A 25,117-nucleotide genomic window follows, 5' to 3' on the forward strand; every position below is an offset into this window, starting at 1 on the left:
GAAGGGATTAACGTGAATGCTTTTCGCCTGAAAAAACAATTGTGGCGGCGGTGGAGACGCTGGAAAAAAGCTCCCTGGGTTGGTGCGGCATGCCTCGTGCTGACGTTGCTCGCCTGGCGCGGCATGCAGGTTCCGGAAGAGATCAGTACGCTGCTTAAATCTTCGTCATTCCTGAGCGGAAGCGCAGGGCGGAATCTGGAACCCGGAAGCAGCTTACCGGCTGTAGCCGCCGTATATAACCATACAGACGATGATACCGAAGTGGATGCTGCCGTGATGAATAGTCAAGAGCTGCTGAAGGCTGTGGGCAAGGAAGCCGTTAGCAGAACGGTGCATCTCAAGACGCTCTATGTAGCCGGTGAAGAGGTGCAGACCCTGCCCGGCAAGCAGACCCCGGCCCAGCTTAAGGAGCTTATAGTCCGGCATGCGGGCTGGAGCGGCTGGCTCAGCCGGGAAGGGGATCTATGGCTGGAGCAGCGGGTCAATGATCTGTCGCCGCTGACCAAGAAGGAAGCCTACTTCGGAGTGGACGAGCAGGGCAACCTGACCTTGTTCCAAGGCCCGCCCGAGGCGGAGCGGGTGATGAAGACCTTTTTCCAGATGGACATGGGCTCCATCAAATCCTCTCTGCCCAAGGGCATCTGGGAGCAGCTTCATCAGGGCATCCGGGTGCAGGATCTGGAGGAGTATAACAGCGTGCTCTCCACCTTCAGCGACTATGCGCGTGATTCCTCTGAACAGGTGATGCATGCGGAGTGAGGGAGAGACTATAGAGTTAGTATCATGAAGACTCGTGGCACGCAGGTGCCTGCGGGTCTTTGTTGTGTTATGCATGTTTCATTTCCCCGGGGACAAACTTTTTGTCTCCCGGGGAATTTTTTTTGCTATAATGGGTGGAAGGAATACATATGTTCGCTTTAGGGCCGGAGTATCCGCCCGGGCATAGAGGAGAGAGAAGGATCTTGCGCATTTTGGGGATTGATCCGGGGCTGGCGATTGTCGGCTTTGGCTTTGTCGATAAGGTCGGCAACAAATTAACACCGGTCCAATACGGCTGCATCCAGACAGAGGCACATACCCCGGAAGAAGAACGTCTGCTGCATGTCTATGAAGGCATGGTGCAGCTGATTGATAAATATAAGCCGGATGCGGTAGCGGTAGAGAAGCTGTTCTTCAGCCGCAATGTGACCACGGCTCTGCCGGTGGCGCAGGCACGCGGGGTGCTGATTCTGGCAGCCGTGCAGCGCGGGCTTCCGGTGGCGGAATACACCCCGATGATGGTGAAGCAGGCTGTAGTCGGTTACGGCAAGGCGGAGAAGAAGCAGGTGCAGGAGATGGTTAAGCTGCTGCTGAAGCTGACGGCTGTGCCGAAGCCCGATGATGTGGCGGATGCGCTGGCGGTGGCGGTATGCCATGCCCATTCTGTGAGTCTTAATTCCAAATTAAATGAGGTATTGCGAAAATGATAGATTTTCTTAGAGGGCCGGTTGCCCATTTGGAGCCGGAATATGTTGTGCTGGATGTACAGGGCGTGGGGTACCGGGTATTCTGCCCGAACCCGTATGCTTTTGCCAAGACAGAGGGTCCGGTGACTGTGTTCATTCATTACCAGACCCGCGAGGATGCTACACTGCTGTTCGGATTCCCTTCACGCGAGGAGCAGCGGCTGTTCCGCAAGCTGATTGAGGTATCGGGCATCGGCCCGCGCGTTGCGCTGGGCATTCTGACCGGCGGAACGCCGGACCAGCTGATCGCGGCCATCTATCAGGAGAATATCACCTTCCTGACGAAGCTGCCGGGGATCGGCAAGAAGACGGCGCAGCGGATGATTCTGGATCTGAAGGACAAGCTGGACGGCTTCGGCGGGGCAGCCCTGCAGACGGGATTGTTCGCAGTAGCGGCTGAAGCGCAGAGCAAGGCGGAGGCGCTGCCGTGGGAAGAAGCCAGGGATGCGCTGAAGGCGCTCGGTTACACCGATGCCGAGCTGGACAGGGTGTATCTGAAGATGAAGCAGGAAGGCACGGATGCCGGACCGGTGGATGTGCTGATGAAGAAGGCGCTGGGGCTGCTGTATACCGCCAAATAGGTCCCTGAAGAACGGAGTGAGGAAGAATGGATGACCGGATTATATCGGCTAATCTGATGATGGACGAGCAGGCGGTGGAATTAAGTCTGCGCCCCCGTTATCTGGGTGAATATATCGGCCAGAACCAGGTGAAAGAGAACCTGAAAATATATATAGAAGCGGCGAAGATGCGCAGTGAAGCACTGGATCATGTGCTGCTGTACGGGCCTCCGGGTCTCGGCAAAACGACGCTGGCCAATATTATTGCCAACGAGCTGGGTGTCAATCTGCGGACCACCTCCGGTCCGGCGATTGAACGGCCCGGCGATCTGGCAGCGCTGCTGACGAACCTTCAGGAAGGTGATGTGCTGTTCATTGACGAGATTCACCGTCTGCACCGGACGGTGGAGGAGGTCATGTATCCGGCGATGGAGGATTTCGCGCTGGATATCATGATAGGTAAGGGGCCAAGCGCACGGTCGGTCCGGCTGGACCTTCCGCCCTTCACGCTCATTGGGGCGACGACACGTGCGGGACTGCTGTCTGCTCCGCTGCGTGACCGCTTCGGAGTGGTCAGCCGGCTGGAGTATTACACTATCGATGAACTAAGCTTCATCGTGGCGCGCAATGCTGAACTGCTGGGTATTGAGATTCTGGGCGATGCAGCGGAAGAGATTGCCCTGCGGGCCCGGGGGACACCGCGGATTGCCAACCGTCTTCTGAAGCGGGTACGCGATTACGCTCAGGTCCGGGGTGACGGGATTATCACCCCGGAGATTGCTGCCGAATCGCTGAAGATGCTCCAGGTGGACCCCCGGGGACTGGACAGCATTGACCATAAGATGCTGCAATCCATGATCAGCTCCTTCCGGGGCGGTCCTGTCGGGCTGGATACCATCGCTGCTACGATAGGTGAAGAGAGCCAGACCATTGAGGATGTATACGAGCCTTATCTGCTGCAGATCGGTTTCCTGCAGCGTACGCCGCGAGGGCGCATTGTTACGCCTGCGGCCTATCATCATCTTGGCCTTCCGCTTCCTCCGCAGCCTAACTGATTACTGAGAATCCTGCCCATAGTACAAGATCTTACGTATTGTTTGGGCTACACACCGAAGCAGATGTATCACTAATACTTTTTAGGAGGCCTACAATGAAACTTGCGAAGTGGACAACAACAGGAATCGGGCTGCTGGGCCGGGGGGCGCTGGCTGCATTGCTTGCGGCAGGCAGTCTGCTCATTTCGGCTGATCACGCCCGTGCCGATTCCGGCGGGTCGATCCGGGTTGCACTGTATGCCGATATTGGCAGCAAATATAAATCTACTGTACCGCTGGTAACCCTGCAGTCCGAGCAGAGCTTCAGCCTGCTTCCGGCAGCCGGCGGCAGCCCGTTATTGTCGGTTCCGGCCCAGAACAAGGTCCGTGTCAGTCTCGACGGGTTCCGGGTGAAGGTGCTGGAGACGCCAAGCTGGCAGAGCGCTGCGGATGCGGCGAAGAAGCTCCAGTCTTCTTCCAATAAGCCGCAGATCTTCATGGCTGCCAGAGGCGGCGCCAAGGTATATCAGCTATATACCGGAGGCTATGCCAGTGAGAGTGCAGCCAATAACGGGCTGAACGCAGTCCTCAAGGCCGGTCTGGCGATTCCTGAGGGGCAGATCCCTGCGGTGGCCGGAACCAAGCATCTGTCTGCGGGCTCCTACGCTACACTTGAGGAAGCCCAGGCGGTAGTCAGCAGCCTGACCACTGCCGGCTTAGATGCCTGGCCGGTATTCATATCCGGTGAGGGCGGCAGTGCGCGTACCGAGGTATGGGTAGGAGAGGCGTCAAGTGACAGCGAGCTTGCGGAGGTCTCTGCTTCGGCAGCTGCGTTGCTTCCTCAGCTTGCTCTGACGCCTGTGGCGCCGGGTGCACCCGGCGTAATGATCCGCATGGACGCAGGGCTCGATTTCAACAGCGAAGTCCAGGCCTTTCATTATCTGTTATCCGGAAGTGATGCGAAGTTCATCTTGTCCGGCAATGATAAGGGAATTATGCTTACAGAAAGGTCCAAGCGGATCTACCGTGGCGATATGGAGCTAGGGAATCTGAATGGTTCATTGTCTGTCATTAACGTGGTTCCGCTGGAGCAATATCTATATGCGGTAGTGGGGGGAGAGGTATCCTCCGGCTGGCCGGAAGAGGCGCTGAAGGCCCAGGCTGTAGCGGCACGCAGTTACGCGCTGTCCCAGGGGAACCGCTTCGATGTTGCCAATGTGGTGGATACAACGCTCAGCCAGGTCTATAACGGAATCAGTGCAGAAGCACCCACAATCATCAAGGCGGTTGATGCAACCGCAGGTGAAGTGCTGCAGAGCGGCGGCAAGGTTGTGGAGGCGGTATTCTCCTCGAACAGCGGCGGCGTTACGGCTGATCCGTCGGAGGTATGGAACAGCGGCGGCAACTATACCAGTGTGGCCAGCGCAGAGGATGTGGCTGCGGTGGGCTCGGCTAAGAAGTGGTACTATGTACTGCTGGACAACGGCGTCTCCGGCTATGCCCGGGAAGATAACATCAAATTAACAGGCAGCAAGACAGCCGCAGGGCTCCCTATTGCCACAGCCACTGCCAAGGATGTAAATATCCGGCCGCTGCCTGTCGTTGACAGCAGTGCTGCTCCGGCAGGCAAGCTGAATCCCGGACAGAACGCCGTAGTGCTGAATCAGGTCTATGAATCCGGCAGCTACAGCTGGATCAAGGGTCCGTATTCTTCAGCCGAGCTGCTGAAGAGCCTGGCCGGCAAGACCAGCGGCACTTTGCCCTCTTCTATAACCACTCTGGAGGTTACCCGGCGCGGGCCTTCAGGAAGAGCGGTGGAGGTCAAGGCGAACGGCCAGATCCTGCAGGTGAAGTACCCGGATCTGTTCCGTTCCTCCTTCGGCGGATTGCCTAGCACCTTGTTTGATATTGTACCTGCCGGAAGTTATACTGTATTAGGCGCTGACGGCTCTACAGCTGCTATCGGCAGCACCAGCCCGGCAGGAGTACTGTCTGCCTCGGGCCAAGTGACGTCCAGCGGCAGCGGTACGGTTGTGATGGGTGCGGATCAGACCGCAAGAGTCGTGACCGGCAGTCCGGGCTTCTATTTCATCGGCTGGGGTTACGGGCACGGACTCGGCATGTCTCAATGGGGCGTGAAGGGAATGGCCGACAAAGGGTATGATTATAAGCAAATATTGCAACACTATTTTAATAACGTTACTATAATTAAGAATTAAGGAATGAAGATCCTATTATGAATGTTGAACTTTATGATTTCAATCTGCCGGAGGAGCTGATTGCCCAGACTCCGCTTGCCGACCGCAGTTCATCCAGACTGCTGCTGGTAGACAAGGAGAGCGGGCAACTGGACCACGGTCATTTCACGGATATACTGGGGCAGTTCCGCCCGGGCGATACGCTTGTACTTAATGATACACGGGTTATTCCCGCCAGACTGTTCGGAGTCAAGGAAGATACCGGAGCCAAGGCGGAGGTCCTGCTGCTTAAGAATCTCGAAGGGGACCGCTGGGAGGCGCTGGTGAAGCCCGGCAAGAAGCTGAAGACCGGAGCGGTCATTGTCTTCAGTGAAGAGCTTCGTGCCGTGATTGAAGATGAAGCAGATATGGGCGGGCGGACACTCCGCTTCATCTATCAGGGGATTTTCCAGGAGATTCTGGACAGGCTCGGCTCCATGCCGCTTCCTCCTTATATCAAGGAAACCCTGGATGACCGTGAGCGTTATCAGACTGTGTATGCCCGGCATGAAGGCTCGGCGGCAGCGCCGACAGCCGGACTGCATTTCACCACTGAGCTGCTGGAGCAGATTGCAGCTATCGGTGTGAATATCGTCTATGTCACACTACATGTCGGTCTGGGGACCTTCCGTCCGATGTCTGCCGAGACCGTGGAAGAGCATGTCATGCATGCCGAGTATTTCGAGCTGTCGCAGGCAGCAGCGGATGCTCTCAATGAAGCCAGAGCAAGAGGCGGAAGAATCATAGCTGTAGGCACCACCTCCTGCCGGACCCTGGAGACCGTAGGCAGACAATGCCAGGGCGGGCCGGTTGAGGCATGCAGCGGCTGGACGGATATTTTTATCTATCCGGGTTATGAATTCACTGTCGTCAATGCACTGATCACCAATTTCCATCTGCCCAAGTCAACCTTGGTCATGCTGGTAAGCGCTTTGGCTGGCCGGGAGCTGATTCTCGCCGCATACGAAGAAGCGATTAAGCAGCAGTACCGGTTCTTCAGCTTTGGCGATGCAATGTTCATTTATTAAGCAAGAGGAAGGGTTAAACCAATGGCAGCAATCACTTACGAACACATTAAGACCTGTAAGCAATCCGGGGCACGGCTCGGAAGAGTCCACACCCCGCACGGAATTATTGAGACACCGACCTTCATGCCGGTGGGCACCCAGGCTACTGTCAAGACGATGAGTCCTGAAGAGCTTAAGCAGATGGAAGCACAGATTATTCTGAGTAATACGTACCATCTGTTCCTTCGTCCGGGTCATGAGATCATCGGCGAAGCGGGCGGCCTGCATAAGTTCATGAACTGGGACCGCCCGATCTTGACCGACAGCGGCGGCTTCCAGGTATTCTCCCTGAGCGACATGCGTAAGATCACCGAAGAAGGGGTTCATTTCCGCTCCCATCTGAACGGGGACAAGAAGTTTCTTTCTCCCGAAGTCGCTATGGAGGTCCAGAATGCGCTCGGCTCCGATATTATGATGGCCTTCGATGAATGCCCGCCTTATCCGGCTGAATATGAGTATGTGAAGAAATCGCTCGAACGTACCACCCGCTGGGCCGAACGCTGCCTCCGAAGCCATGCCCGTCCGAATGACCAGGGACTGTTCGCTATCGTACAGGGAGGCATGCATGAGGATCTCCGCCGCCAGAGCGCGGCTGATTTGACTTCCATGGATTTCCCGGGGTATGCTATTGGGGGACTCAGCGTCGGAGAGTCCAAGCAGCTTATGTATGAAGTGCTGGATTACACGGTTCCGCTGCTGCCGCAAGGGAAACCGCGCTATTTGATGGGCGTAGGTTCACCCGATGCGCTGCTGGAAGGGTCAATCCGCGGAATAGACATGTTCGACTGTGTTCTGCCTACCCGTATTGCCCGTAATGGAACAACAATGACCAGTCAGGGGAGACTCGTCGTGCGTAACGCCCAGTATGCCCGTGATTTCGGGCCGCTGGACCCGGAGTGTACCTGTTACACCTGCCGGAACTATTCCCGTGCTTATCTGCGTCATCTGATTAAGGCCGACGAAACCTTCGGCTTGCGGCTGACAACGTACCATAACTTACACTTCCTGCTGGAATTGATGCGTAAAGTGCGTGAAGCCATCATGGAAGATCGGCTGCTTGATTTTCGCGATGAGTTTTTTGCACAATACGGATTATATGATAATCTAAAAGGCTTCTAGAGAGTACGGAGTGTTCATGTTTATTCTTGAAAGGGGGGAAATGATATGTCACAGTTTTATATGGCAGCAGGTTCAGGCGGCGGCGGAGGCAGTATTCTGGGTCTTGTAGGTCCTTTTGTACTGATGTTTGTCGTGTTCTACTTCCTGCTGATTCGTCCGCAGCAGAAGAAGACCAAGGCACGTAACGGAATGCTCAAAGCGCTCAAGAAGGGCGATAAGGTCGTTACCATCGGCGGTCTGCACGGAACGATCATGGAGATTTCGGATGACATCGTTATTCTGCGGGTTAATGATGTGACCCGATTGACGTTTGACCGGGGCTCGATCAGTCACGCAGTTGTGGAAGTAGAAGACAAGATGTAATAGTCTCTCTGCTTAATTACATAAAAATCGGCGTTTCTCTTAGGAGAGAACGCCGATTTTTTTTATACGCCATATGCGGAATTGAGGGCCTTAACGTGTATTGGTGACCCGGCCCCGCACTCTCAAGCCCTGTTCCCCGCTGCGCAGGGTAAGCTTGGCAAGCGGTACGGCGATAGCCGTGGACAGTACAGCCAGCAGGGTGCCGCCAATCATGTCGGTCAGCCAGTGAATGCCGAGATAGAAGATTCCAAAAACGATAATAACGGCTGAGATTGTACTGATCACCATCCAGCGGCGGTTGCCTGAGCGGTAAGCGAGCAGAGCCATGGATACGGAGATAGCGGTATGTAGGCTCGGGAAGCAGTTATTGAGGCCGGATAGCGGCCGGTATTCCTGTTCAAACCTCGGGAAAACATCCAGCATGATGAACCGGACCCCGGCAGGCGCATAGGACCATACCTCATTGACCGGAAAGTACAGATAGAACGGAATAGCGATAGCATAGGTTAAAATAATGGTGTAGCAGGTCGCATAGAGGATCACACGGTTTTTGTCCAGCAGATAGATCCCCAGTGAGGCTGCCAGCACGGCTTGCAGCATGAAGATATAGAAGAAGACAATCACCGGTGTCAGCCAGGGAGCGTAGAACAGCTCTTGAACCATCCGGACGAAATGCCCCTCCAGGCCGAAGATAAAACCTGTGTAATCTGCGGTCAGCCGCATCTTTTCTTCGATCTGCAGCTCATATTTATTCAGGGCAAGAATGCTGAACATTCCTATAATAATGAGTGTGAATTTATAGGATCTCAGCAGCTCTCTCCCGATTTCAACTAAGGCCATCAGCGGATTGCGCCGTGCGCCGATCCAGATTAAGATCACAACAATGGCAACGGTATATACTACTACAAGATTCATGGATTGGTACAGCAAAGCATTCGAAGCCTCCTTGATAATCGCTCATATGAAGTCAGACATAGGTAGTGTACCATATTTTCAAGGGAAGGTTTCAATTTTCGAAAATTATATTAATTAGGATTTCTGTAAATTAACTCCAAACATTCCTCCAAGTGCGCTAATGCCTGCAGCCGCCAGAACCCACAGGAAGTCTATTCCCCCCGGCGAACTGTCAAGAGCCAGAAATCCGATCAGCAGCACAGCCAGTCCGTATAGCAAGCCGGTGAGTGCGCCCTGGTACCAGCCTTTGCGGAGGGCCCTACTGCCTGCGGTCAAGCCTCCGAATGCGGCAGCGACGCCGTGCACAATGTAGGTGTACATGGTGAGATCCTGTTCCTGCAGTCCACTGCCCCAGAGCAGGAGGGAGAGGATGAACGCACCCAGCATCATCCACAGGAACGAGCGGATTAAACCCGATAATACCGGACTAGATATTTTCCATGAGAATAGACGCCTGATTACAGACATGGTAAAACCCCCTAAAAGTTTGTTAACCGGATACTAATTATTGTATGGGAAGGCTTGCCCCAATAGTACAAGAATAGGCGGTATGACTTTTACCAGTAATTAAGCAGCAGCTTTCCGAATGTTCCCTTTACGGTCAGGTCAGAATAGGGGTACATTAATCCGCCAGTATGGGGGAGTAGCGGAAGGGGAGCGAAGAGAATATGTTCCAGCATATTACGATCCATATCTTTCTGACCGTGCTGATGTATATCTTCATTTTCCTGAGCATGCGCATCATGGGCAAACGTGAAATCGGTAAGCTGTCTGTATTTGACCTGACCATTTCCATCATGATTGCCGAGATTGGTGTCTTTGTAATTGAGGATATCGAGCGCCCCATCTATGATGGTGTCGTTCCTATGGCGACTCTGGTGCTGATTCAGGTTATCGTCGCACAGCTCAGCCTGAAGAGCCGGAAGCTGCGCTTAATGGTGGATGGCAGACCCAGCATTCTGATCTCGGACGGGAAGATTCACCGGGGCGAAATGCGCCGGCAGCGGTATAATATTGATGATCTGCTGCTGCAGCTCCGCGGGCAGAATATTGTCAGTCCGGCAGATGTGGAGTTCGCTATCCTGGAGACAAGCGGGCAGTTAACGGTGATCGAGAAGAACCAGAATGTCACTTCATCCAATCAGTCGGGCAACAGCAGCTCCGGCGCAGAGCGGAAGGAGAAGAACAGCGATAGCCAGAAGGACTCCGGTAATGCTGAATCATCCGGCGGTGACTCTGCTTCCGTGAAGCTGCCGAAGCATAAGATCCGTTATGAAGGACTGCCGATTCCGCTGATTATGGACGGGAAGGTGCAGGACGGCAATCTTGAGATGATCGGCAAGAACCGGTTCTGGCTTAGAACCCAGATCCGGCAGAAGGGTGTCTCTGATTTCCGGGATGTTTTCCTGTGCTCCGTGGATCATAAGGGAGAGCTCTATATTGCCCCGATCAGCCCGGATAAGGGGAAGCAAACCTAACTGCGCCAGCGTCTGAAAAAGGGCACACGCTCCAGGTCACGCCTGGAGATCAGCCCGGATAACAGGCAGATGCTCAGATAGATGGCCATGCCGCAGAAGGCAGCGGCTAAGAATTGTATCCACTGCGACGGGGAGATCGGAACGGACGTATACACATACGACATCCCGGCGGCCATGATGACCGTAGCGGCCATGATTTTGAGCGGGTCCGACCAGCGCAAGGACATGGCGGTCAGCTTGACTACACTGTAGCCGTGCAGAAGCGTGACAAGTAAGCTGTTGACCATAATGGCGATGATGGCGCCCAGAATGCCGTACTCAGGCCGGGAGGCCAGCAGGAGAATCAGCAGGATTTTGACAACGGCTCCTATCAGCGTATTGATCAGTGCCTTACCCGGCCGGTCCATGGCCTGAAGGGCAGCCTGCAGCGGGGCCTGGACATAGAGAAACACAGCGAACGGGGCCATCATCCTAAGCATAGGGGCCGTATCCGCTGCATTGCCGTACATTAGCGTACAGAGCGGTACGGCAAGAATATACATAACAGCAGCAAACGGGGCACCGGTCACCATGGCGAGCCGCAGGGCCTGGTGCATTCTTTTGTGAATCGTGGGCAAATCGTTGCGGGCTGCGGCCTCGGATAAGGAAGGGACAAGGGAGACGGCCAGCGAGGAGCTAAGCACACCCGGCAGCAGCAGCAGCGGAATCACCATTCCCTGCAAGGAACCATATTGTGCGGTTGCGGCGGCGGCTGCGATTCCGGCAAGCGCGAGGCTGCGCACGGTAATAATCGATTCCAGAAGGTAAGAGAATGAGCCGATCAGCCGTCCGGCAGTTACCGGTATTGAAATGCCGATGAGACGCTTAAAGACAGGTGTAGTCGTCTGCGCGGGTTCGCGTCCGGCACTGCCCTGCGTATCCTGAACCATAGGTTCCACGTTAGGCGGGAGTTCAGACCTGTCTTTTTTGTCGTTAAAATAATATTGCCCCAGCAGGGCCAGCATTCCGGCGATCTCCCCCACAGTCACGCCAAGCATCGCACCCGCAGCTGCAAAGGCGATGCCCTTCGGCAGCAGCATCCAGGAGAACCACAGCATGAAGAAGATCCGGATGACCGATTCCAGCACGGAGGAGAAGGCTGAGGGAATCATGTTCTGCCTGCCTTGAAAGTATCCGCGGTAGATGGATGAAACGGCGACGATGGCGATCATGGGGGTCATGCTGACGAAGGTATAATAGACACGCTGGTCCGTCAGAAGAACGCTGGATACCCAAGAGGCACTGAACAGGGCGACGAAGGTGAACACAATGCCCAACGACAGGCTGAGAGCGAGGCCGGTTTGCAGGATTTTGCGCGACTGCTCCGGGCGGTTCTCCCCTTCGGCTTCGGCAACCAGCTTGGCAATCGCCAGCGGGATTCCCCCCGTAATTACCGTAATGAGCACAATGAAAAACGGGTATCCGAGCTGATACAGACCCACTCCCTCAGCGCCGATGATCCGGGGCAGGGCAATCCGGGGAATGAAGCCAAGCATCCGGTTAATGATACCGGCGAGCAGCAGGATGATCGTTCCTTGTATAAAGGTCTGTTTCCTCACAGGGCACTCCTTCTTCCTACATATGAGATGAAACTGCAGGTGAATTACCGCCATAACCAAGCCAGGCTTGTATAAGGATATGCGGGTACAGGTGCGCTGCATGACAAGCATTCTGTAGACAAGTTTTTTGGTCTTAAGCAGGAAAGTGTGAGCGCAGGGTCGAATACGTACCACTGAGCATACGTAATTGAGGAATCTTTGGAGGTGCCTGCACGTGGAATCGGAACAATGGAGATATGACGAGCTTAGTGAAGATATCGAAGCCATGTGCATCAGCAAAGCGGAGGAATTCCGGCTCCTCGGCTATGAATATGTGACCGGTAAGGATATTTGGGATTGCATCAGCCGCAATTATGCCAAGGAGGGAAGACCTCCCCTGCACAGGCTGGTCAATGACATTTATTCACTCAAGTCAGGCAGTTATATGACTTATCTGACCTTGGCGGCCTACCGGGGATTGAATTAACGGGGGGATTTGTCAAAAGGAACGATTTTCTTTTGCAAACGGGTACGGGAAGCAGTAAAGTAAGTAAAGAGTGTTCAGACTTGTCCTATCAAACGGAGGTATCTTCGCTTTGCAGCAGAACCTGCCGTTTCTTTGTGTGAATCAAGACACCGTCATTCCTTCTGAATTGACGGTCATTTCGCACGTAGCTATAATAGGAATATTGATGTAATGAAAGGGGAACTAGCTAGAGCATGAAGAGAATGATGAGCTTTATCATTACCGTGGTCGTTCTAACCGGCGTCATGGTATTTACTACTCCCGGGCTGCTGGACAGAGTCCGTCTGGGTCTTGACCTCAAGGGCGGATTCGAAATTCTGTACCACGCCGAGCCAATGGATACGGGAGGAACTCTGACCCGCGCTTCACTGCAGAAGACTGCAGAGAGCCTCGAGAAGCGGGCGAATGCACTCGGAACCAGCGAGCCTGAGGTGACCACCGAAGGTACGGACCGCATCCGTCTGAAGATCGCAGGTGTGACGGACGAAGCAGAGGTCCGCAAAAAAATGAAAGAACCCGCAGTTCTGACCTTCCGCAGTGCCAATGAAGGGGATGCTCCCGGGGTATACAGCAAGATTGAGCTTGTAGGCAGTGACTTTGTTGAAGGTGCGGCAGAGGTTCAACGCGATCAACTGAACCGGCCCGAAATCAGCATCTCCATCAAAGACAAGAAGAAATTCGCAGAGATTACCGAGCGCCTGCTGGGTAAGGAACTCGCCATCTATCTGGATGAGAATCTGTTATCTTCGCCTCCCACGGTACGAGCTGTCCTGACCGATGGTAAGGCTTCGATTTCCGGAGGATATACACTGGATGAAGCCCGTGAGATTGCCGATACCATCAACCTCGGTGCTTTGCCGCTGAAGCTGACAGAGAAATATTCCCAGAGCGTAGGGGCTACACTGGGTAAGCAATCCTTGGATGAGACCGTCAGAGCCGGGATTGTCGGTTCTGTGATTATTTTGATCTTCATGCTGCTTATGTACCGTCTTCCGGGCGTACTGGCCAGCTTCGCGCTGATCCTGCACACCTGGCTGCTGATTCTGGTATTTGTCCTGGCAGACTTTACACTGACCCTTCCCGGGATCGCCGCGTTCATCCTCGGTATAGGGATGGCCGTTGATGCCAATATCATTACCAATGAACGGATCAGGGAAGAAATGCGCAGCGGGAAGGGCATTATGTCTTCCGTCAAAGCAGGGAACAAGACCTCCTTCCGTACAGTTATGGATGCGAATGTAACCACTATTATCGTAGCGGCTGTCATGTTCGCCTTCGGTACGGGTGCGGTTAAAGGCTTCGCACTGATTCTGATCGTGGAAATTGTACTAAGTATCGTAACAAACCTTTATTTTGCCCACTGGCTGCTGACAGTGCTGGTTAAAGCCGGCGCACTCAAGAAGCCGAAGCAATTTGGGGTAAAGGAGAGTGACATCAGTGCGCTTTAAGAAAGAGCTTGATTTCGTACATTTAAGTAAATTCTTCTATATCTTCTCGATTGCCCTTACTGTGGCGGGGCTCGTCTTTCTGGCAACCTTCGGCCTGAACTACAGCGTTGACTTCAAGGCCGGGTCCAATGTGGACGTAGCGCTCTCCAAGAGTGTCACGCTGGCTGAGCTGCAGCCGGCTCTAAAGGGTGCGGGCATCGAGCATGAACCAACCGTTACCATCGGCGACAAGCGGGTCAACATCCGCTATGATCAAGAGCTGAGTGATGCACAAAGTGAGACCCTCAAGCAGTCAATCAACAAGATTGATGACAAGGCGTCTTTTGAAATCAATACCGTAGATACTGAGATGGCCAAGGAACTGGCCCGCAATGCGATCTATTCCGTGCTGCTATCCAGTATCGGGATTATCATCTATGTAAGTATCCGTTTTGAATGGCGTTTTGCGCTGGCTTCCATTGTGGCGCTGCTTCATGACGCATTCATGGTAGTGGCGGTCTTCTCGATCTTCCGTCTGGAGGTAGACATCACCTTCATTGTAGCGGTGCTGACCATTATCGGTTACTCGATTAACGATACCATCGTTATCTTTGACCGGATCCGCGAGAATCTGCGCTTCGGCAAGCAGAAGTCGTATGAGGATCTGAAGCACCTGGTTAACAAAAGTGTAATGCAGACACTCATGCGTTCTCTTTATACAGCCTTCACTGTATTTATTGCCGCATTCTTCCTGCTGATTATGGGCGGAGAGTCGATCCGTATGTTCTCGCTTGCTATGGTTATCGGTCTGCTCTTCGGAGCCTATTCATCGATCTTCATCGCAAGTCCGCTCTGGCTGCTCCTGAAAAAGAACCAGAAGCCTGCGGCGAAGACCCCGGCCAAAGCCTAGCACCCGGTTGTTCTGTAAGCCGCGTCTGTAGCGACGCGGCTTTTCGGAATCTCCGGGTCAGGGCGTCTTGCTTGATTTCATCATCATGAGTTTACCTGCTAGTGGTAAGGAGGGCCTCGTTATGAATGACAAACCATTACCCCGGAAACAAACCGTTGCCTGGACCGGAATCCTTAGTGATGTTCTACTCGCTCTAGCGAAGGGAAGTATCGGTTATCTGTCAGGCAGCAAGGCATTGTTGGGGGATGCAATCTATTCCGGAGCAGATGCCGCTGCCAGACTGGCGGGGGTGATTCCGTGGAACCTGAAGCAGAGTCACAAGGCAGAAGGCTCAGCGGAACGCGGCCGGGCTGCGCAAGGAAGCAAGGAGCCGATGGCGGCTATTCTGTTCTCTGTGCTGATTATTATGGGCGGGCTGCAGGTTGCCTTCTCGGCGATACGTGATTTGACCCGGGGACATCTGTCTGCACCGGGGCAGTCAGCGCTTGCCGCTGTCCTGCTGTGCATTGTGTTCAAAGAGGCGGTGTTTCAATACCAGTACCGTTATTTCAAAAAAAAGGGCGACGGCAGTCACGCGGCTTATGCTGATAGCCACAGGTTCAGCCTGTATACCTCTATAACTGTATTTATCGGGATTGCCCTGGCCATGACTGGAGGATACCTGGATTGGCATCCTCTGCTGTATATGGACCCCATCGCAGCCCTGCTGACCGGCTGTCTGATTCTGCGCAAAGGCTATTCATTAATTACTTCCTCAGTGTACAGCAAAAAGATTCAGGAGCTTCCTTCCGAGGAAGCAGCCAGCTTCATTGAGACGGTTCAGCGGGTGCATGGAGTCATCCGGGTGGAGCAGCTCCGGGCGCTGGAGGAAGGCAGTTATGTGAATCTGCATGTGAAGATTAGTGTGAATCCGCGGATCAGCGTGATGGAGGCCCAGGATATTTCAGAATGTGCCCGCAAGCTGCTGCAGCACCGGTTCGTTCATGTAGGCGAGGTTCATATGGATGTTGTGCCGTATGATCCGGGTTATCCTTATAAAAGCAATCACGAGCTCGCGGACAACGATATTCCCACGCTGCTTCAGTAGTCTGCAAGGTGAGAGAAAGGTGAACTGTATTGCTTCATTCAAAAACAAGCTGGCAATCTCCGGCAGCCGATTCCGAGCGTATTTCGGAACTGGCCCGGAGCCTTTCTATTTCTCCGCTCCTTTCTTCACTGCTGGTGCAAAGAGGGTTGGATACCGCCGACAAGGCACGGGTATTCATGGATTCAGGAGCGGAAGATAGACATGATCCATTCCTGCTCAAAGGAATGGCTAAAGCGGTGCCGCGGATACAGAAGGCACTGCAAGAGGAAGAGCATATTCTGGTGTATGGTGATTATGATGCAGACGGGGTTTCCAGCACTGCGCTGATGATCTACCTTCTGCGTCATCTTGGGGCCTCTTTTGACATTTATATTCCCCATCGCTCCAATGAAGGCTATGGACTGCATAATCATGCGCTGGACTGGGCGGTCCAGCAGGGTGTATCTCTCGTCATTACGGTTGATACTGGTATCAGTGCCTATCATCAGATTGCCTATGCCTCGGAGCTGGGCATTGATGTTATTGTCACGGATCATCATGAGCCGCCGGAGCTGCTGCCCGAGGCGTATGCCCTGATTAACCCGAAGCTGCCGGACTGCCCGTATCCCTTCAAGGGTCTGGCCGGAGTGGGTGTGGCTTACAAGCTGGCTGAGGCGCTCCTTGGCAGCGAAGTGCCAGAGGAATGGTGTGAGATTGCCGCTATCGGTACCGTAGCTGACCTGATGCCGCTGCTGGGCGAGAACCGCAGTCTGGTGCGCAGAGGTCTCAGCAGCATGCGGAATTCGTCGTTCCCGGGCATTCGTGCGCTGCTTGCGGTAGGCGGTATTGCGATGAACACCGTCAGTGCGGTCAATATCGCCTTCGGGATGGCGCCGCGTATTAATGCCAGCGGAAGACTAGATCATGCTGGCCGGGCGGTTACACTGCTGACCACAGAAGATGCGGCAGAAGCTGAGCAATTTGCCGGAGAGCTGGATCTGCTGAATAAGGAGCGCCAACTGGTTGTCGAGCGAATTGTCACCGAAGCCACAGTCAAGCTGGAGGAGAGAATCAGCCGGAGCGGACTGCCGGATATTATTGTGCTGGCGGACCAGGGCTGGAATGTCGGTGTAGTCGGCATTGTGGCCTCCAAGCTGCTGGAGCGGTATTACCGTCCGGTCATTATTCTGGACATTCATCCGGAGACCGGGATGTGCAAGGGCTCTGCCCGCTCCATCCCGGGCCTCGATATCTATGCTGCCTTATCCTCATGTGCCGGGCTGATGGACCACTTCGGAGGACATCCGGCCGCTGCAGGGATGAGTGTGCCGCAGGACAAGCTGGAAGCCTTCGATGCGGCGCTGAATAGCTATGCTTCGTCTGTTCTGACACCGGAGGACTTCGTAGCTGTTACAGCTGCGGATGGTGAAGTATCCATTGCGGATCTGACCCTCCAGGCTGCGCTTGAGCTGGAGCGGCTTGCGCCGTTCGGCATGGCCAATCCGCTGCCGAGATTCATTCTACGCGGAGCAGTTGTGAAGGAGACTCGGAAGATGGGCCAGGAGGGCAAGCACCTTAAGCTTGTGCTCCAGCAGGACAAGCTGACAATTGAAGCTGTAGCGTTCGGCAAGGGGCCGCTGGCTGAGCTGCTTCCGGACGGTACAGTCGTGGATGTTCTGGCAGAGCTGTCCGTTAATGAATGGAACGGCTCGCGCAAGCCTCAGCTGATGCTGCAGGATCTTGCGGTACCGAAGGCGCAGCTGTTCGATCTGCGCGGCGCGGCCGATGCCGTCAAGCAGGCGGCGCATCTTCAGGAGCTGCTCCGCACCTACAGCGGAAGCAGTCCGGGCCGGAGTGCAGCGGTCTTCCAGAACAGCCGGACAACGCCGCTGCGTGATCTGAAGGGCATGTCCCTCTGGGTATACGATGAGGCAGCCGGGATCACTGCTGTACATCAGCCGGAGGGCACGCGTGACGAAGAGGGACTGTCACTGCTCTGTGTGCTGGATATGCCGGAGTCCCCGGAGCAGCTGGAAGCACTGTTTACTGCTTTTCCGGGGGCGGAGAACATTGCCTTGCTGCATTCCATCCGTGACGGGCGTGACCGGCTGCAGGTTCCTACCCGTGATCATTTCAAATCGTTATATCAATGGATTGCCGCAATCGCTGCATCTCCAACTCCTGAGCATGAAGTGCTGCTGCGGCTCAGCCGCCAGTCGGCGCTTGGTATGCGTATGGTGAGCAGAATGCTGGATGTGTTCGCTGAGCTTGACTTCATTGAGCGCAGCGGCGGCACAATCACCTTTGTCCCGCAGCCTGCCGCCAAGAGTCTGAGCACATCAGAGCATTTCGTCAGACTGGGCAAGACGGCGGAGATGGAGCAGTATTTCATGGAAGGCAGCCGCAGTGAATTGCAGGAATTCATGCTGTCACGGCGTTTAGGGGCCTCATAACAGCTAGACATGCTGTCACGGTCATTTGGTTCGAGTAACTTCAGCGGGGATGATCCCCGCTTACTTTTAGGAGATGATGATGTTGGATTTCAAAAACAATATTCGCGTAATTCCGGATTTCCCCCAGGCTGGAATCAGCTTCAAAGATATTACTACACTGCTGAAGGACGGCGCTGCGTACCGTGCAGCCATCGATGAGCTTAAAGCTCTCGTGGCCCACCTGGAGATCGATGTCATTGCCGGACCGGAGGCGCGCGGCTTTGTAGTGGGCGCACCGCTGGCTTACGCGCTGGGTGTAGGCTTCGTGCCGATCCGCAAAAGCGGCAAGCTTCCTTATGAGACAATCGAAGTGGGCTATGATCTGGAGTACGGCAAGGATACCCTCGCTATGCATACCGATGCGATCAAGCCAGGCCAGAAGGTGCTGATTGCTGATGATCTGCTGGCTACCGGAGGGACGATTGCTACTTCTGTCAACCTGGTGGAGCAGCTTGGAGGTCAGGTGGTCGGCGCTGCATTCCTGATCGAGCTGACGGCTCTGGCCGGACGGGACAAGCTGTCGGATATTGAAGTGGTTACCTTGTTGACTTACGAGGATTAATCGTCGTGCCCGGCAACTTTTCTCGGGAAATATAAAGCGGACTGCTGTCGAATGAAGACAGCAGTCCGCTTTTTGTTGATGCGCTGGGTGTATAACAACCGATGTGAGTTATTTAATGTGCCGATTTGTCAGCTTCCTGTTCATTGGACAGGCCCAGAACCTCGATCAGCTTGAAGAGCAGGGCAAGGACCATACCGACGATAGTCGCCAGTGCCATGCCTTTCAGCTCTACACCGCCAAGCTTCAGCGAAATGCCGCTGATGCCGACAACCAGAACGAGCGTAGCCAGAATCATGTTGGTGGCTTTGGAGAAATCGACTTTCTGTTCAACGAAGATACGCAGGCCCGACGCCGCAATGACACCGAACAGCAGCAGGGATACACCGCCCATAACCGGCAGCGGAATGTTGGCAATAACCGAGGAGAACGTTCCGGAGAACGACAGCACGATGGCAATCACGGCAGCCCCCGCGATAACATATACCGAGTACACCTTGGTCAGAGCCATAACGCCGATATTCTCACCATAGGTTGTATTAGGCGTAGACCCCAGGAACCCGGAGAGTACTGTTGAAATCCCGTTACCCATCAGTGAGCGGTCCAGTCCCGGGTCCTTGGTCAGATCCTTGCCTACGATATTGCTGGTGACCAGCAAATGGCCGATATGCTCCACAATGACCACAAGCGATACAGGAATAATAGTCAGAATGACCTGCCAGTTGAAGGATGGGGTAATGATTGTGGGATGCGAGAGGAAGCTTGCTTGAGAGATGGCACCAGTATTCACTTCACCCAAGATATAAGCGAGTACATAACCGGTAACAATACCGATGAGGATATGAATGATTTTGGGGAAGCCGCGGAACAGCACGGAGCCGAGCACGGTAACACCCAGCGTGACGAGCGACAGGGTAATGGCTTTGCCGTCAGGCGTCCAGTCGGCGGTGGCCACACCCTCAGGAGCAATCAGTCCGGCCATCCGTGCGGCTACAGGTACAAGCTCCAGTCCAATCGTGGCCACAATCGCTCCCATAACTGCCGGAGGGAATACAATATCAATCCAGCCGGTACCGGCATAACGTACAATTAAAGCCACAAGAATGAATATAACACCAGTCACGATAAAAGCGCCCAGTGCAAGCGAATATCCGCGCTCATGATCGCCGGCATGCTCTTTCAGCACAAGCAGTACCGGAGAGATGAAGGCGAAGCTTGAACCCAAATAGGCAGGGATTTTGCCGCGGCAGATCAGAATGTAGAGCAAGGTGCCGATACCGTTCATCAGCAGGATCATGCCGGGATCTACCCCGAACAGGTTGGGAACAAGCACGGTGCTGCCGAACATGGCGAACAGATGCTGAAGACTCAGGAGGAAGCCCGGGCCCCAAGGGAGTCTTTCGTTAACTTGAATTTCGCGTTGCAATGGAGTTCACTTCTCTTTCTGATCTAATTTGATTTGACAATTCTTATCTTTTAAAAAACCGCCTTTACTAGATTAAATAGAACAGCGGTTTTTTACAACAACATTTTTATCCGTGCCACAAAATTGTCTTTTCTTGCCCCTTTCCCTTACAGGAATACCACGCTATGGCAAGTGTTGACGGAATCCCTCGTAAGCGTCATAATTATAGACAACTTTAACCTGAGCGCAATGCAGCCGGGAACGTATGGAACCTGCAAATTCTGCATGCTTGCAGGTTCATTTTATTATAGAAGGGAAACGGATACGACGAGAATGGGCATAGAGCAACTAACCGAAAAGGCTGGCGCCTATATAAAAGAAAAAGATCTTCTCCGCATCCGTGAAGCTTATGAATTCGCCGATCAGGCTCATCACGGGCAGGTACGGAAGTCGGGGGAGCCATACATTCTGCATCCGCTGGCGGTCGCAGATATTGTCGTCAATATGCAAATGGATGTCATATCCATTATTGCTGCGCTGCTGCATGATGTTGTGGAAGATACGACGGTGTCCCTGGAGCAGATCCGCACGAAATTTGGCGATACCTGCGCCATGCTGGTGGACGGCCTGACCAAGCTGGAACGCATCCGCTTCCGCTCCAAGGAAGAGCAGCAGAATGAGAACTACCGCAAGATGTTCATCGCCATGGCCCAGGATATCCGGGTGATCGTGATTAAGCTGGCGGACCGTCTGCATAATATGCGTACGCTCAAATACCAGTCCGAAGAGAGTCAGCGCCGGATTTCTTATGAGACGCTGGAGATCTTTTGTCCCATTGCGGACCGGCTGGGGATCTCGGCGATCAAGTGGGAGATGGAGGATATTGCACTCCGTTACCTGAACCCGCAGCAGTACTACCGGATTGCGAATCTTGTACACAAGAAGCGGGCAGAACGCGAGCAGTTCATTGACAGTGTCATCGGCCGCATCCGCGCCAAGCTCGATGAAATGGGCATCGAAGGCGATCTTTCGGGACGTCCGAAGCATATCTACAGTGTCTATAACAAGATGAACACGAAGAACAAGCAGTTCAACGAGATCTATGATCTGCTGGCTATCCGCATTATCGTCGACAATATTAAGGATTGTTATGCCACTTTGGGCATTATTCATACGCTTTGGAAGCCGATGCCTGGCCGTTTCAAGGACTATATTGCTATGCCCAAGGCGAATATGTATCAGTCTTTGCATACAACCGTAGTAGGTCCGGGAGGAGAGCCGACGGAGGTTCAGATCCGCACCTGGGAGATGCACCGCACGGCCGAATTCGGGATCGCCGCCCATTGGGCGTATAAGGAAGGCAGCAGCAACAACGTTAATCCCGAGAACCGGATGCCGTTCTTCCGCGAGATTCTGGAGCTTCAGCACGAAGCCAAGGATGCCGAAGAATTTGTAGAATCGCTGAAGATGGACTTTTTCTCTGATCTGGTCTTCGTATTCACGCCTAAGGGTGAGGTAGTGGAGCTGCCTGCCGGTTCGGTGCCGCTGGATTTCGCGTTCCGCATTCATACCGAGGTCGGGAACCGGACAATCGGCTCCAAGGTGAACGGGCGTATTGTTCCGCTTGACCATAAGCTGAAGACCGGGGATATCGTGGAGATTCTGACCTCGAAGAATTCTTACGGTCCGAGCCGCGATTGGCTGAAGATTGCCCAGTCCTCACATGCGCGGAGCAAGATCAAGCAGTGGTTCAAGAAGGAGAAGCGCGAGGAGAACGTGGAGAAGGGCCGGGAGGCCATCGAACGCGAGCTGAAGCGCCTGAACGTGGAGGTCTCTGACTGGCTGACGGAGGACAAATTGTCCGAGGCTGCGAAGAAGTTCGCCTTCAATGATGTGGAGGATATGCTGTCGGCGGTCGGCTTCGGCGGGATTACCGCAGCGCAGATCGCCTCCAAGCTGACTGAGAAGCTGCGTAAGGACCAGGAGGAGGCCGCAGGCCATCTGGAGCTTACCTCCGAGATGAAGGCGATCAAATCCAGCGGAGAGAAGCGCAACCAGCCGACCAACGGGGTCCGTGTCAAGGGGATCGACAATCTGCTGGTACGCTTCGCACGATGTTGTAATCCTGTGCCGGGCGACGATATCATCGGATATGTGACCCGTGGACGGGGCGTATCGGTGCACCGTGAGGATTGTCCGAACCTTCCGAACGAGATGGACGGGGAGGAAGCAGCCCGCGTGATTGAAGTGGAGTGGGAAGGCAGTATGGAGGCTAATTACAGCGTCGATATTGAGATTACCGGCCACGACCGCAACGGGCTGCTGAATGAAGTGCTGCAGGCGGTATCGGAGAGCAAGACCAATATTTCAGCGGTCACCGGGCGCTCCGACAAGAACAAGATGGCGATGATCCATATGACGATTCTGATCCGCAATACCGACCACCTGCAGTCTGTGGTCGACAAAGTGAAGCGGGTCAAGGATGTGTATACCGTTAACCGTATTATGCAATAGGTGCTAAGGCAAGGAGCTGAAGGATGAGATGAGAGTCGTTGTGCAGCGCTGCAAGAACTCCAGTGTGACGGTAGACGGTGCAGTGACCGGAGCCATTGGAGAGGGCCTGCTGCTGCTGGTCGGCGTAACCCATGAGGATACAGAGAAGGATGCCAAGTATTTGGCTGACAAGGTTGCCGGACTGCGGATTTTCGAGGATGATGCCGGTAAAATGAACCATAGTGTGACAGAGGCCGGCGGGGCCATTCTGTCCGTCTCCCAATTCACACTGTACGGGGACTGCCGCAAGGGCAGACGCCCCAACTTCATGGCGGCAGCGGCTCCGGCTGAGGCAGAGCGGCTCTACGACTACTTCAACCAGGTGCTGCGTGCCGGAGGGCTACAGGTTGAGACCGGCGTGTTCGGAGCGATGATGGATGTCGCCCTGACCAACTGGGGACCGGTTACGCTGCTGCTGGACAGTAAGGGTTAGGATTAGAGCCGGGCAGACGCCGCTTTAACTGTAAATATAAGAATTTATATGTTTCACACGATAATTTATCCTTCTATTTCTCGCCGAAACGGTACCGTCCTTTAAAAGGACGGCAAAGCCGTTTCCACTTGATAAGATACATCACGGGACTCCACAAGCTGGGGTCTTTTTTGCTGTGGAGGTAATCGGGCATAATCTAAGCGGGAAGGCGCATACAGTGTGCTGGAGCGGAGGCGATCGGGCGGGATGTAAGCGGAAAAGCGGACACACTGTGCTGATGCTAAGCGAAGGTCAATGTGTTCTATTTAATCCCTGCCGGATAGCCATCCTCGCAGGTGGATAGACTAGGGATGAATGACTATTCACAAGTTGCGGGGAGTCCGAAGCGATGAGACAAGCACCGAAAGCATGGATGTGGAACACGATACAAGGTCATAAGGCGGGGTCTGCGGCTGAAGCTTCAGCGGAAGCGAAGGAAGCCGGCGGGCTGCGGGAGATGCAGGAGATGCAGGGAATGCGTGGAATGCGCCGCGGTCTTCTGCCCCGGACTTAGAAGAGGGAAGGGCAGCGGACTGCTTTTTTCGACGCATAGAGATTGTAGTTGTGAAATAAGAATTTGCATCGAACCTGCCAGGGCTCGTTATAAAGCGGGGGAATGAGGGTAATAGATTGACATGAACGAAAGCAGCGTAGAGAGGAGATATGGATCTCATGAGTAAAGTAGCTTTTCTGCTCGCCAATGACTTTGAAGATTCTGAAATGAAGGTTCCTTACGAAGAAGTTCTACAGGCAGGACATCAGGCAGAAATCATCGGTCTGAAGAAGAATGAGACCCTGCTCGGCAAAAAAGGAAGCGTATCCTATGCCGCCGATAAAGCGGTCAGCGAGGTCACAGCCGCAGAGTATGATGCGATAGTCATTCCAGGCGGATCTTCGCCGGAGAATCTCCGTCTTGACCCGGATATTCTGCAATTCGTGAAGGATGCTGACCGTGCAGGCAAGACGATTGCCGCTATCTGCCACGGGCCGCAGATTCTGATCAGCGCTGAACTGCTGCAAGGACGCACGCTTACCTCCTATCCACCGCTGAAGGATGATCTGATCAATGCCGGTGCGGAGTTCAAGGATGAAGAGGTCGTCGTAGACGGCAATTACATTACTTCACGCACACCCAAGGATGAGCCCGCTTTTGTGCGTGAGCTGCTTAAGGTGTTGTAATACAAGAAATACCTGCATAACCCGTTTGGCATAATACAACTTTATGGGAGGGATTTACAATGACTAGAAGAATCCAAGCCTATTTCAGTACAGAAGATGCAGCGGAAGGTGCTAAAACTTCTTTGATTCCTTACGGTGTAGAGGGGATTGAGGTATCGGCGTTAACGGACCCTTTGAATAATGGAGTAAATAACCGGCGCAACATTCTGATCCCGCTGGGCTCCACCAATACCGCTTCAACAGGTGCCGGAGGCGTTTACGCTGCCGGAGGTGCAACAGGTATGGGGTCCGGGGCGGCCATTGTTCCGGCAGTTGCGGCAGAGGATGATCTGAAACGTACGGATGAAGTACGCGCCGATGAAGTACGCACGGAGGGCGAAGTGCATAGAGGGGAAGAGCTGACAAGCAGTGACCTGGAGCACTTGCATTATGTGATGGATCTCAAGGTAGCCGAGAATCATTACAACGAGGTTGTAGAGGTTCTGCGCGGCAAGCAGGCCTATGTGGAGATTTTTGATTAAAAGGGATGGCGGTTCCCGCCGGTATACATTTCAGCTCCAGCCCTCCGTTATGGAGAGGCTGGAGCTGTTTTTTAGATTTGGAGATGAGTATTCCTTGAATACATCCATGAGAA

The 25,117-nt window shown here is 53.9% G+C and carries 24 protein-coding genes; 20 read left to right on the forward strand and 4 right to left on the reverse strand.

Annotation, left to right across the window (positions count from 1 at the left end):
• Positions 1 to 12 precede the first annotated feature (12 nt).
• The 8 genes from MKY96_RS03855 (at position 13) to yajC (ending at position 7,885) form a co-directional block, all read left to right on the forward strand.
• Complete coding sequence (locus MKY96_RS03855; RefSeq protein ID WP_340938727.1) at positions 13 to 759, forward strand: BofC C-terminal domain-containing protein; 747 nt, start codon at positions 13 to 15, stop codon at positions 757 to 759.
• A 203-nt stretch (positions 760 to 962) separates the two neighbouring features.
• Positions 963 to 1,466, forward strand: a complete 504-nt coding sequence (gene ruvC, locus MKY96_RS03860; RefSeq protein ID WP_036690559.1) for a crossover junction endodeoxyribonuclease RuvC — start codon at positions 963 to 965, stop codon at positions 1,464 to 1,466.
• Positions 1,463 to 2,086: a Holliday junction branch migration protein RuvA gene (ruvA, locus tag MKY96_RS03865; protein ID WP_340938728.1), complete on the forward strand. Its 624-nt coding sequence runs from the start codon at positions 1,463 to 1,465 to the stop codon at positions 2,084 to 2,086. The genes ruvC and ruvA overlap by 4 nt, the downstream gene beginning before the upstream one ends.
• A gap of 26 nt (positions 2,087 to 2,112) precedes the next feature.
• Positions 2,113 to 3,120 carry a Holliday junction branch migration DNA helicase RuvB gene (gene ruvB / locus MKY96_RS03870; protein ID WP_036690556.1) on the forward strand — a complete coding sequence of 336 codons (1,008 nt, stop codon included), beginning with the start codon at positions 2,113 to 2,115 and terminating at the stop codon, positions 3,118 to 3,120.
• 95 nt (positions 3,121 to 3,215) lie between these two features.
• Positions 3,216 to 5,318, forward strand: a complete 2,103-nt coding sequence (locus tag MKY96_RS03875; RefSeq protein ID WP_340938729.1) for a SpoIID/LytB domain-containing protein — start codon at positions 3,216 to 3,218, stop codon at positions 5,316 to 5,318.
• 17 nt (positions 5,319 to 5,335) lie between these two features.
• Positions 5,336 to 6,364 (forward strand): tRNA preQ1(34) S-adenosylmethionine ribosyltransferase-isomerase QueA, encoded by a 1,029-nt coding sequence (gene queA, locus MKY96_RS03880; RefSeq protein WP_340938731.1) that lies wholly within the window; start codon positions 5,336 to 5,338, stop codon positions 6,362 to 6,364.
• Between the two features lie 21 nt (positions 6,365 to 6,385).
• The gene (tgt, locus tag MKY96_RS03885) at positions 6,386 to 7,522 is read left to right on the forward strand and encodes a tRNA guanosine(34) transglycosylase Tgt (RefSeq protein ID WP_340938732.1); all 1,137 of its coding nucleotides are present in this window, start codon (positions 6,386 to 6,388) and stop codon (positions 7,520 to 7,522) included.
• Between the two features lie 45 nt (positions 7,523 to 7,567).
• The gene (yajC, locus tag MKY96_RS03890) at positions 7,568 to 7,885 is read left to right on the forward strand and encodes a preprotein translocase subunit YajC (protein ID WP_340938733.1); all 318 of its coding nucleotides are present in this window, start codon (positions 7,568 to 7,570) and stop codon (positions 7,883 to 7,885) included.
• Between the two features lie 90 nt (positions 7,886 to 7,975).
• Here yajC and MKY96_RS03895 read toward each other — a convergent pair whose 3' ends face one another.
• Positions 7,976 to 8,800: a phosphatase PAP2 family protein gene (locus MKY96_RS03895; protein WP_340938735.1), complete on the reverse strand. Its 825-nt coding sequence runs from the start codon at positions 8,798 to 8,800 to the stop codon at positions 7,976 to 7,978.
• Positions 8,801 to 8,914: 114 nt separating this feature from the next.
• Complete coding sequence (locus MKY96_RS03900; protein ID WP_340938736.1) at positions 8,915 to 9,307, reverse strand: TIGR04086 family membrane protein; 393 nt, start codon at positions 9,305 to 9,307, stop codon at positions 8,915 to 8,917.
• Positions 9,308 to 9,507: 200 nt separating this feature from the next.
• Here MKY96_RS03900 and MKY96_RS03905 point away from each other — a divergent pair, with 200 nt between their 5' ends.
• Complete coding sequence (locus MKY96_RS03905) at positions 9,508 to 10,317, forward strand: DUF421 domain-containing protein (protein ID WP_340938737.1); 810 nt, start codon at positions 9,508 to 9,510, stop codon at positions 10,315 to 10,317.
• Here the strand turns inward: MKY96_RS03905 and spoVB are convergent.
• Complete coding sequence (spoVB, locus tag MKY96_RS03910) at positions 10,314 to 11,915, reverse strand: stage V sporulation protein B (protein WP_340938738.1); 1,602 nt, start codon at positions 11,913 to 11,915, stop codon at positions 10,314 to 10,316. The genes MKY96_RS03905 and spoVB overlap by 4 nt on opposite strands.
• 214 nt (positions 11,916 to 12,129) lie before the next feature.
• On the opposite strand from spoVB, the gene MKY96_RS03915 reads away from it, so the two are divergent.
• The 6 genes from MKY96_RS03915 (at position 12,130) to MKY96_RS03940 (ending at position 18,877) form a co-directional block, all read left to right on the forward strand.
• The gene (locus MKY96_RS03915; RefSeq protein WP_036690543.1) at positions 12,130 to 12,381 is read left to right on the forward strand and encodes a post-transcriptional regulator; all 252 of its coding nucleotides are present in this window, start codon (positions 12,130 to 12,132) and stop codon (positions 12,379 to 12,381) included.
• Between the two features lie 233 nt (positions 12,382 to 12,614).
• Positions 12,615 to 13,868: a protein translocase subunit SecD gene (gene secD / locus MKY96_RS03920; protein WP_340938739.1), complete on the forward strand. Its 1,254-nt coding sequence runs from the start codon at positions 12,615 to 12,617 to the stop codon at positions 13,866 to 13,868.
• Positions 13,858 to 14,757, forward strand: a complete 900-nt coding sequence (gene secF / locus MKY96_RS03925; protein WP_340938741.1) for a protein translocase subunit SecF — start codon at positions 13,858 to 13,860, stop codon at positions 14,755 to 14,757. The genes secD and secF overlap by 11 nt, the downstream gene beginning before the upstream one ends.
• A gap of 121 nt (positions 14,758 to 14,878) precedes the next feature.
• A complete protein-coding gene (locus tag MKY96_RS03930) occupies positions 14,879 to 15,844 on the forward strand; it encodes a cation diffusion facilitator family transporter (RefSeq protein ID WP_340938743.1) in 966 nt (321 codons plus the stop codon).
• A 29-nt stretch (positions 15,845 to 15,873) separates the two neighbouring features.
• Positions 15,874 to 18,276 (forward strand): single-stranded-DNA-specific exonuclease RecJ, encoded by a 2,403-nt coding sequence (gene recJ / locus MKY96_RS03935; RefSeq protein ID WP_340938744.1) that lies wholly within the window; start codon positions 15,874 to 15,876, stop codon positions 18,274 to 18,276.
• A gap of 82 nt (positions 18,277 to 18,358) precedes the next feature.
• The gene (locus MKY96_RS03940; RefSeq protein WP_340938745.1) at positions 18,359 to 18,877 is read left to right on the forward strand and encodes an adenine phosphoribosyltransferase; all 519 of its coding nucleotides are present in this window, start codon (positions 18,359 to 18,361) and stop codon (positions 18,875 to 18,877) included.
• Between the two features lie 112 nt (positions 18,878 to 18,989).
• Here MKY96_RS03940 and uraA read toward each other — a convergent pair whose 3' ends face one another.
• A complete protein-coding gene (uraA, locus tag MKY96_RS03945; protein WP_209872306.1) occupies positions 18,990 to 20,300 on the reverse strand; it encodes a uracil permease in 1,311 nt (436 codons plus the stop codon).
• A gap of 312 nt (positions 20,301 to 20,612) precedes the next feature.
• Between uraA and MKY96_RS03950 the strand changes: the two genes are divergently transcribed.
• The 5 genes from MKY96_RS03950 (at position 20,613) to MKY96_RS03970 (ending at position 25,004) form a co-directional block, all read left to right on the forward strand.
• A complete protein-coding gene (locus tag MKY96_RS03950) occupies positions 20,613 to 22,793 on the forward strand; it encodes a RelA/SpoT family protein (RefSeq protein ID WP_340938746.1) in 2,181 nt (726 codons plus the stop codon).
• A gap of 28 nt (positions 22,794 to 22,821) precedes the next feature.
• On the forward strand, positions 22,822 to 23,265 hold the full coding sequence (gene dtd / locus MKY96_RS03955) for a D-aminoacyl-tRNA deacylase (RefSeq protein ID WP_340938748.1): 444 nt from the start codon (positions 22,822 to 22,824) through the stop codon (positions 23,263 to 23,265).
• Between the two features lie 388 nt (positions 23,266 to 23,653).
• Positions 23,654 to 23,818, forward strand: a complete 165-nt coding sequence (locus tag MKY96_RS03960; RefSeq protein ID WP_155991691.1) for a hypothetical protein — start codon at positions 23,654 to 23,656, stop codon at positions 23,816 to 23,818.
• Between the two features lie 158 nt (positions 23,819 to 23,976).
• Entirely contained in the window at positions 23,977 to 24,483 is a 507-nt protein-coding gene (locus MKY96_RS03965) for a type 1 glutamine amidotransferase domain-containing protein (protein ID WP_340938749.1), read from the forward strand.
• Between the two features lie 59 nt (positions 24,484 to 24,542).
• Positions 24,543 to 25,004, forward strand: coding sequence for a hypothetical protein (locus MKY96_RS03970; RefSeq protein ID WP_340938750.1), 462 nt, complete (start codon positions 24,543 to 24,545; stop codon positions 25,002 to 25,004).
• Positions 25,005 to 25,117: the final 113 nt, after the last annotated feature.

This window comes from Paenibacillus sp. FSL R7-0302 (assembly GCF_038006885.1).
GTDB lineage: Bacteria > Bacillota > Bacilli > Paenibacillales > Paenibacillaceae > Paenibacillus_AQ.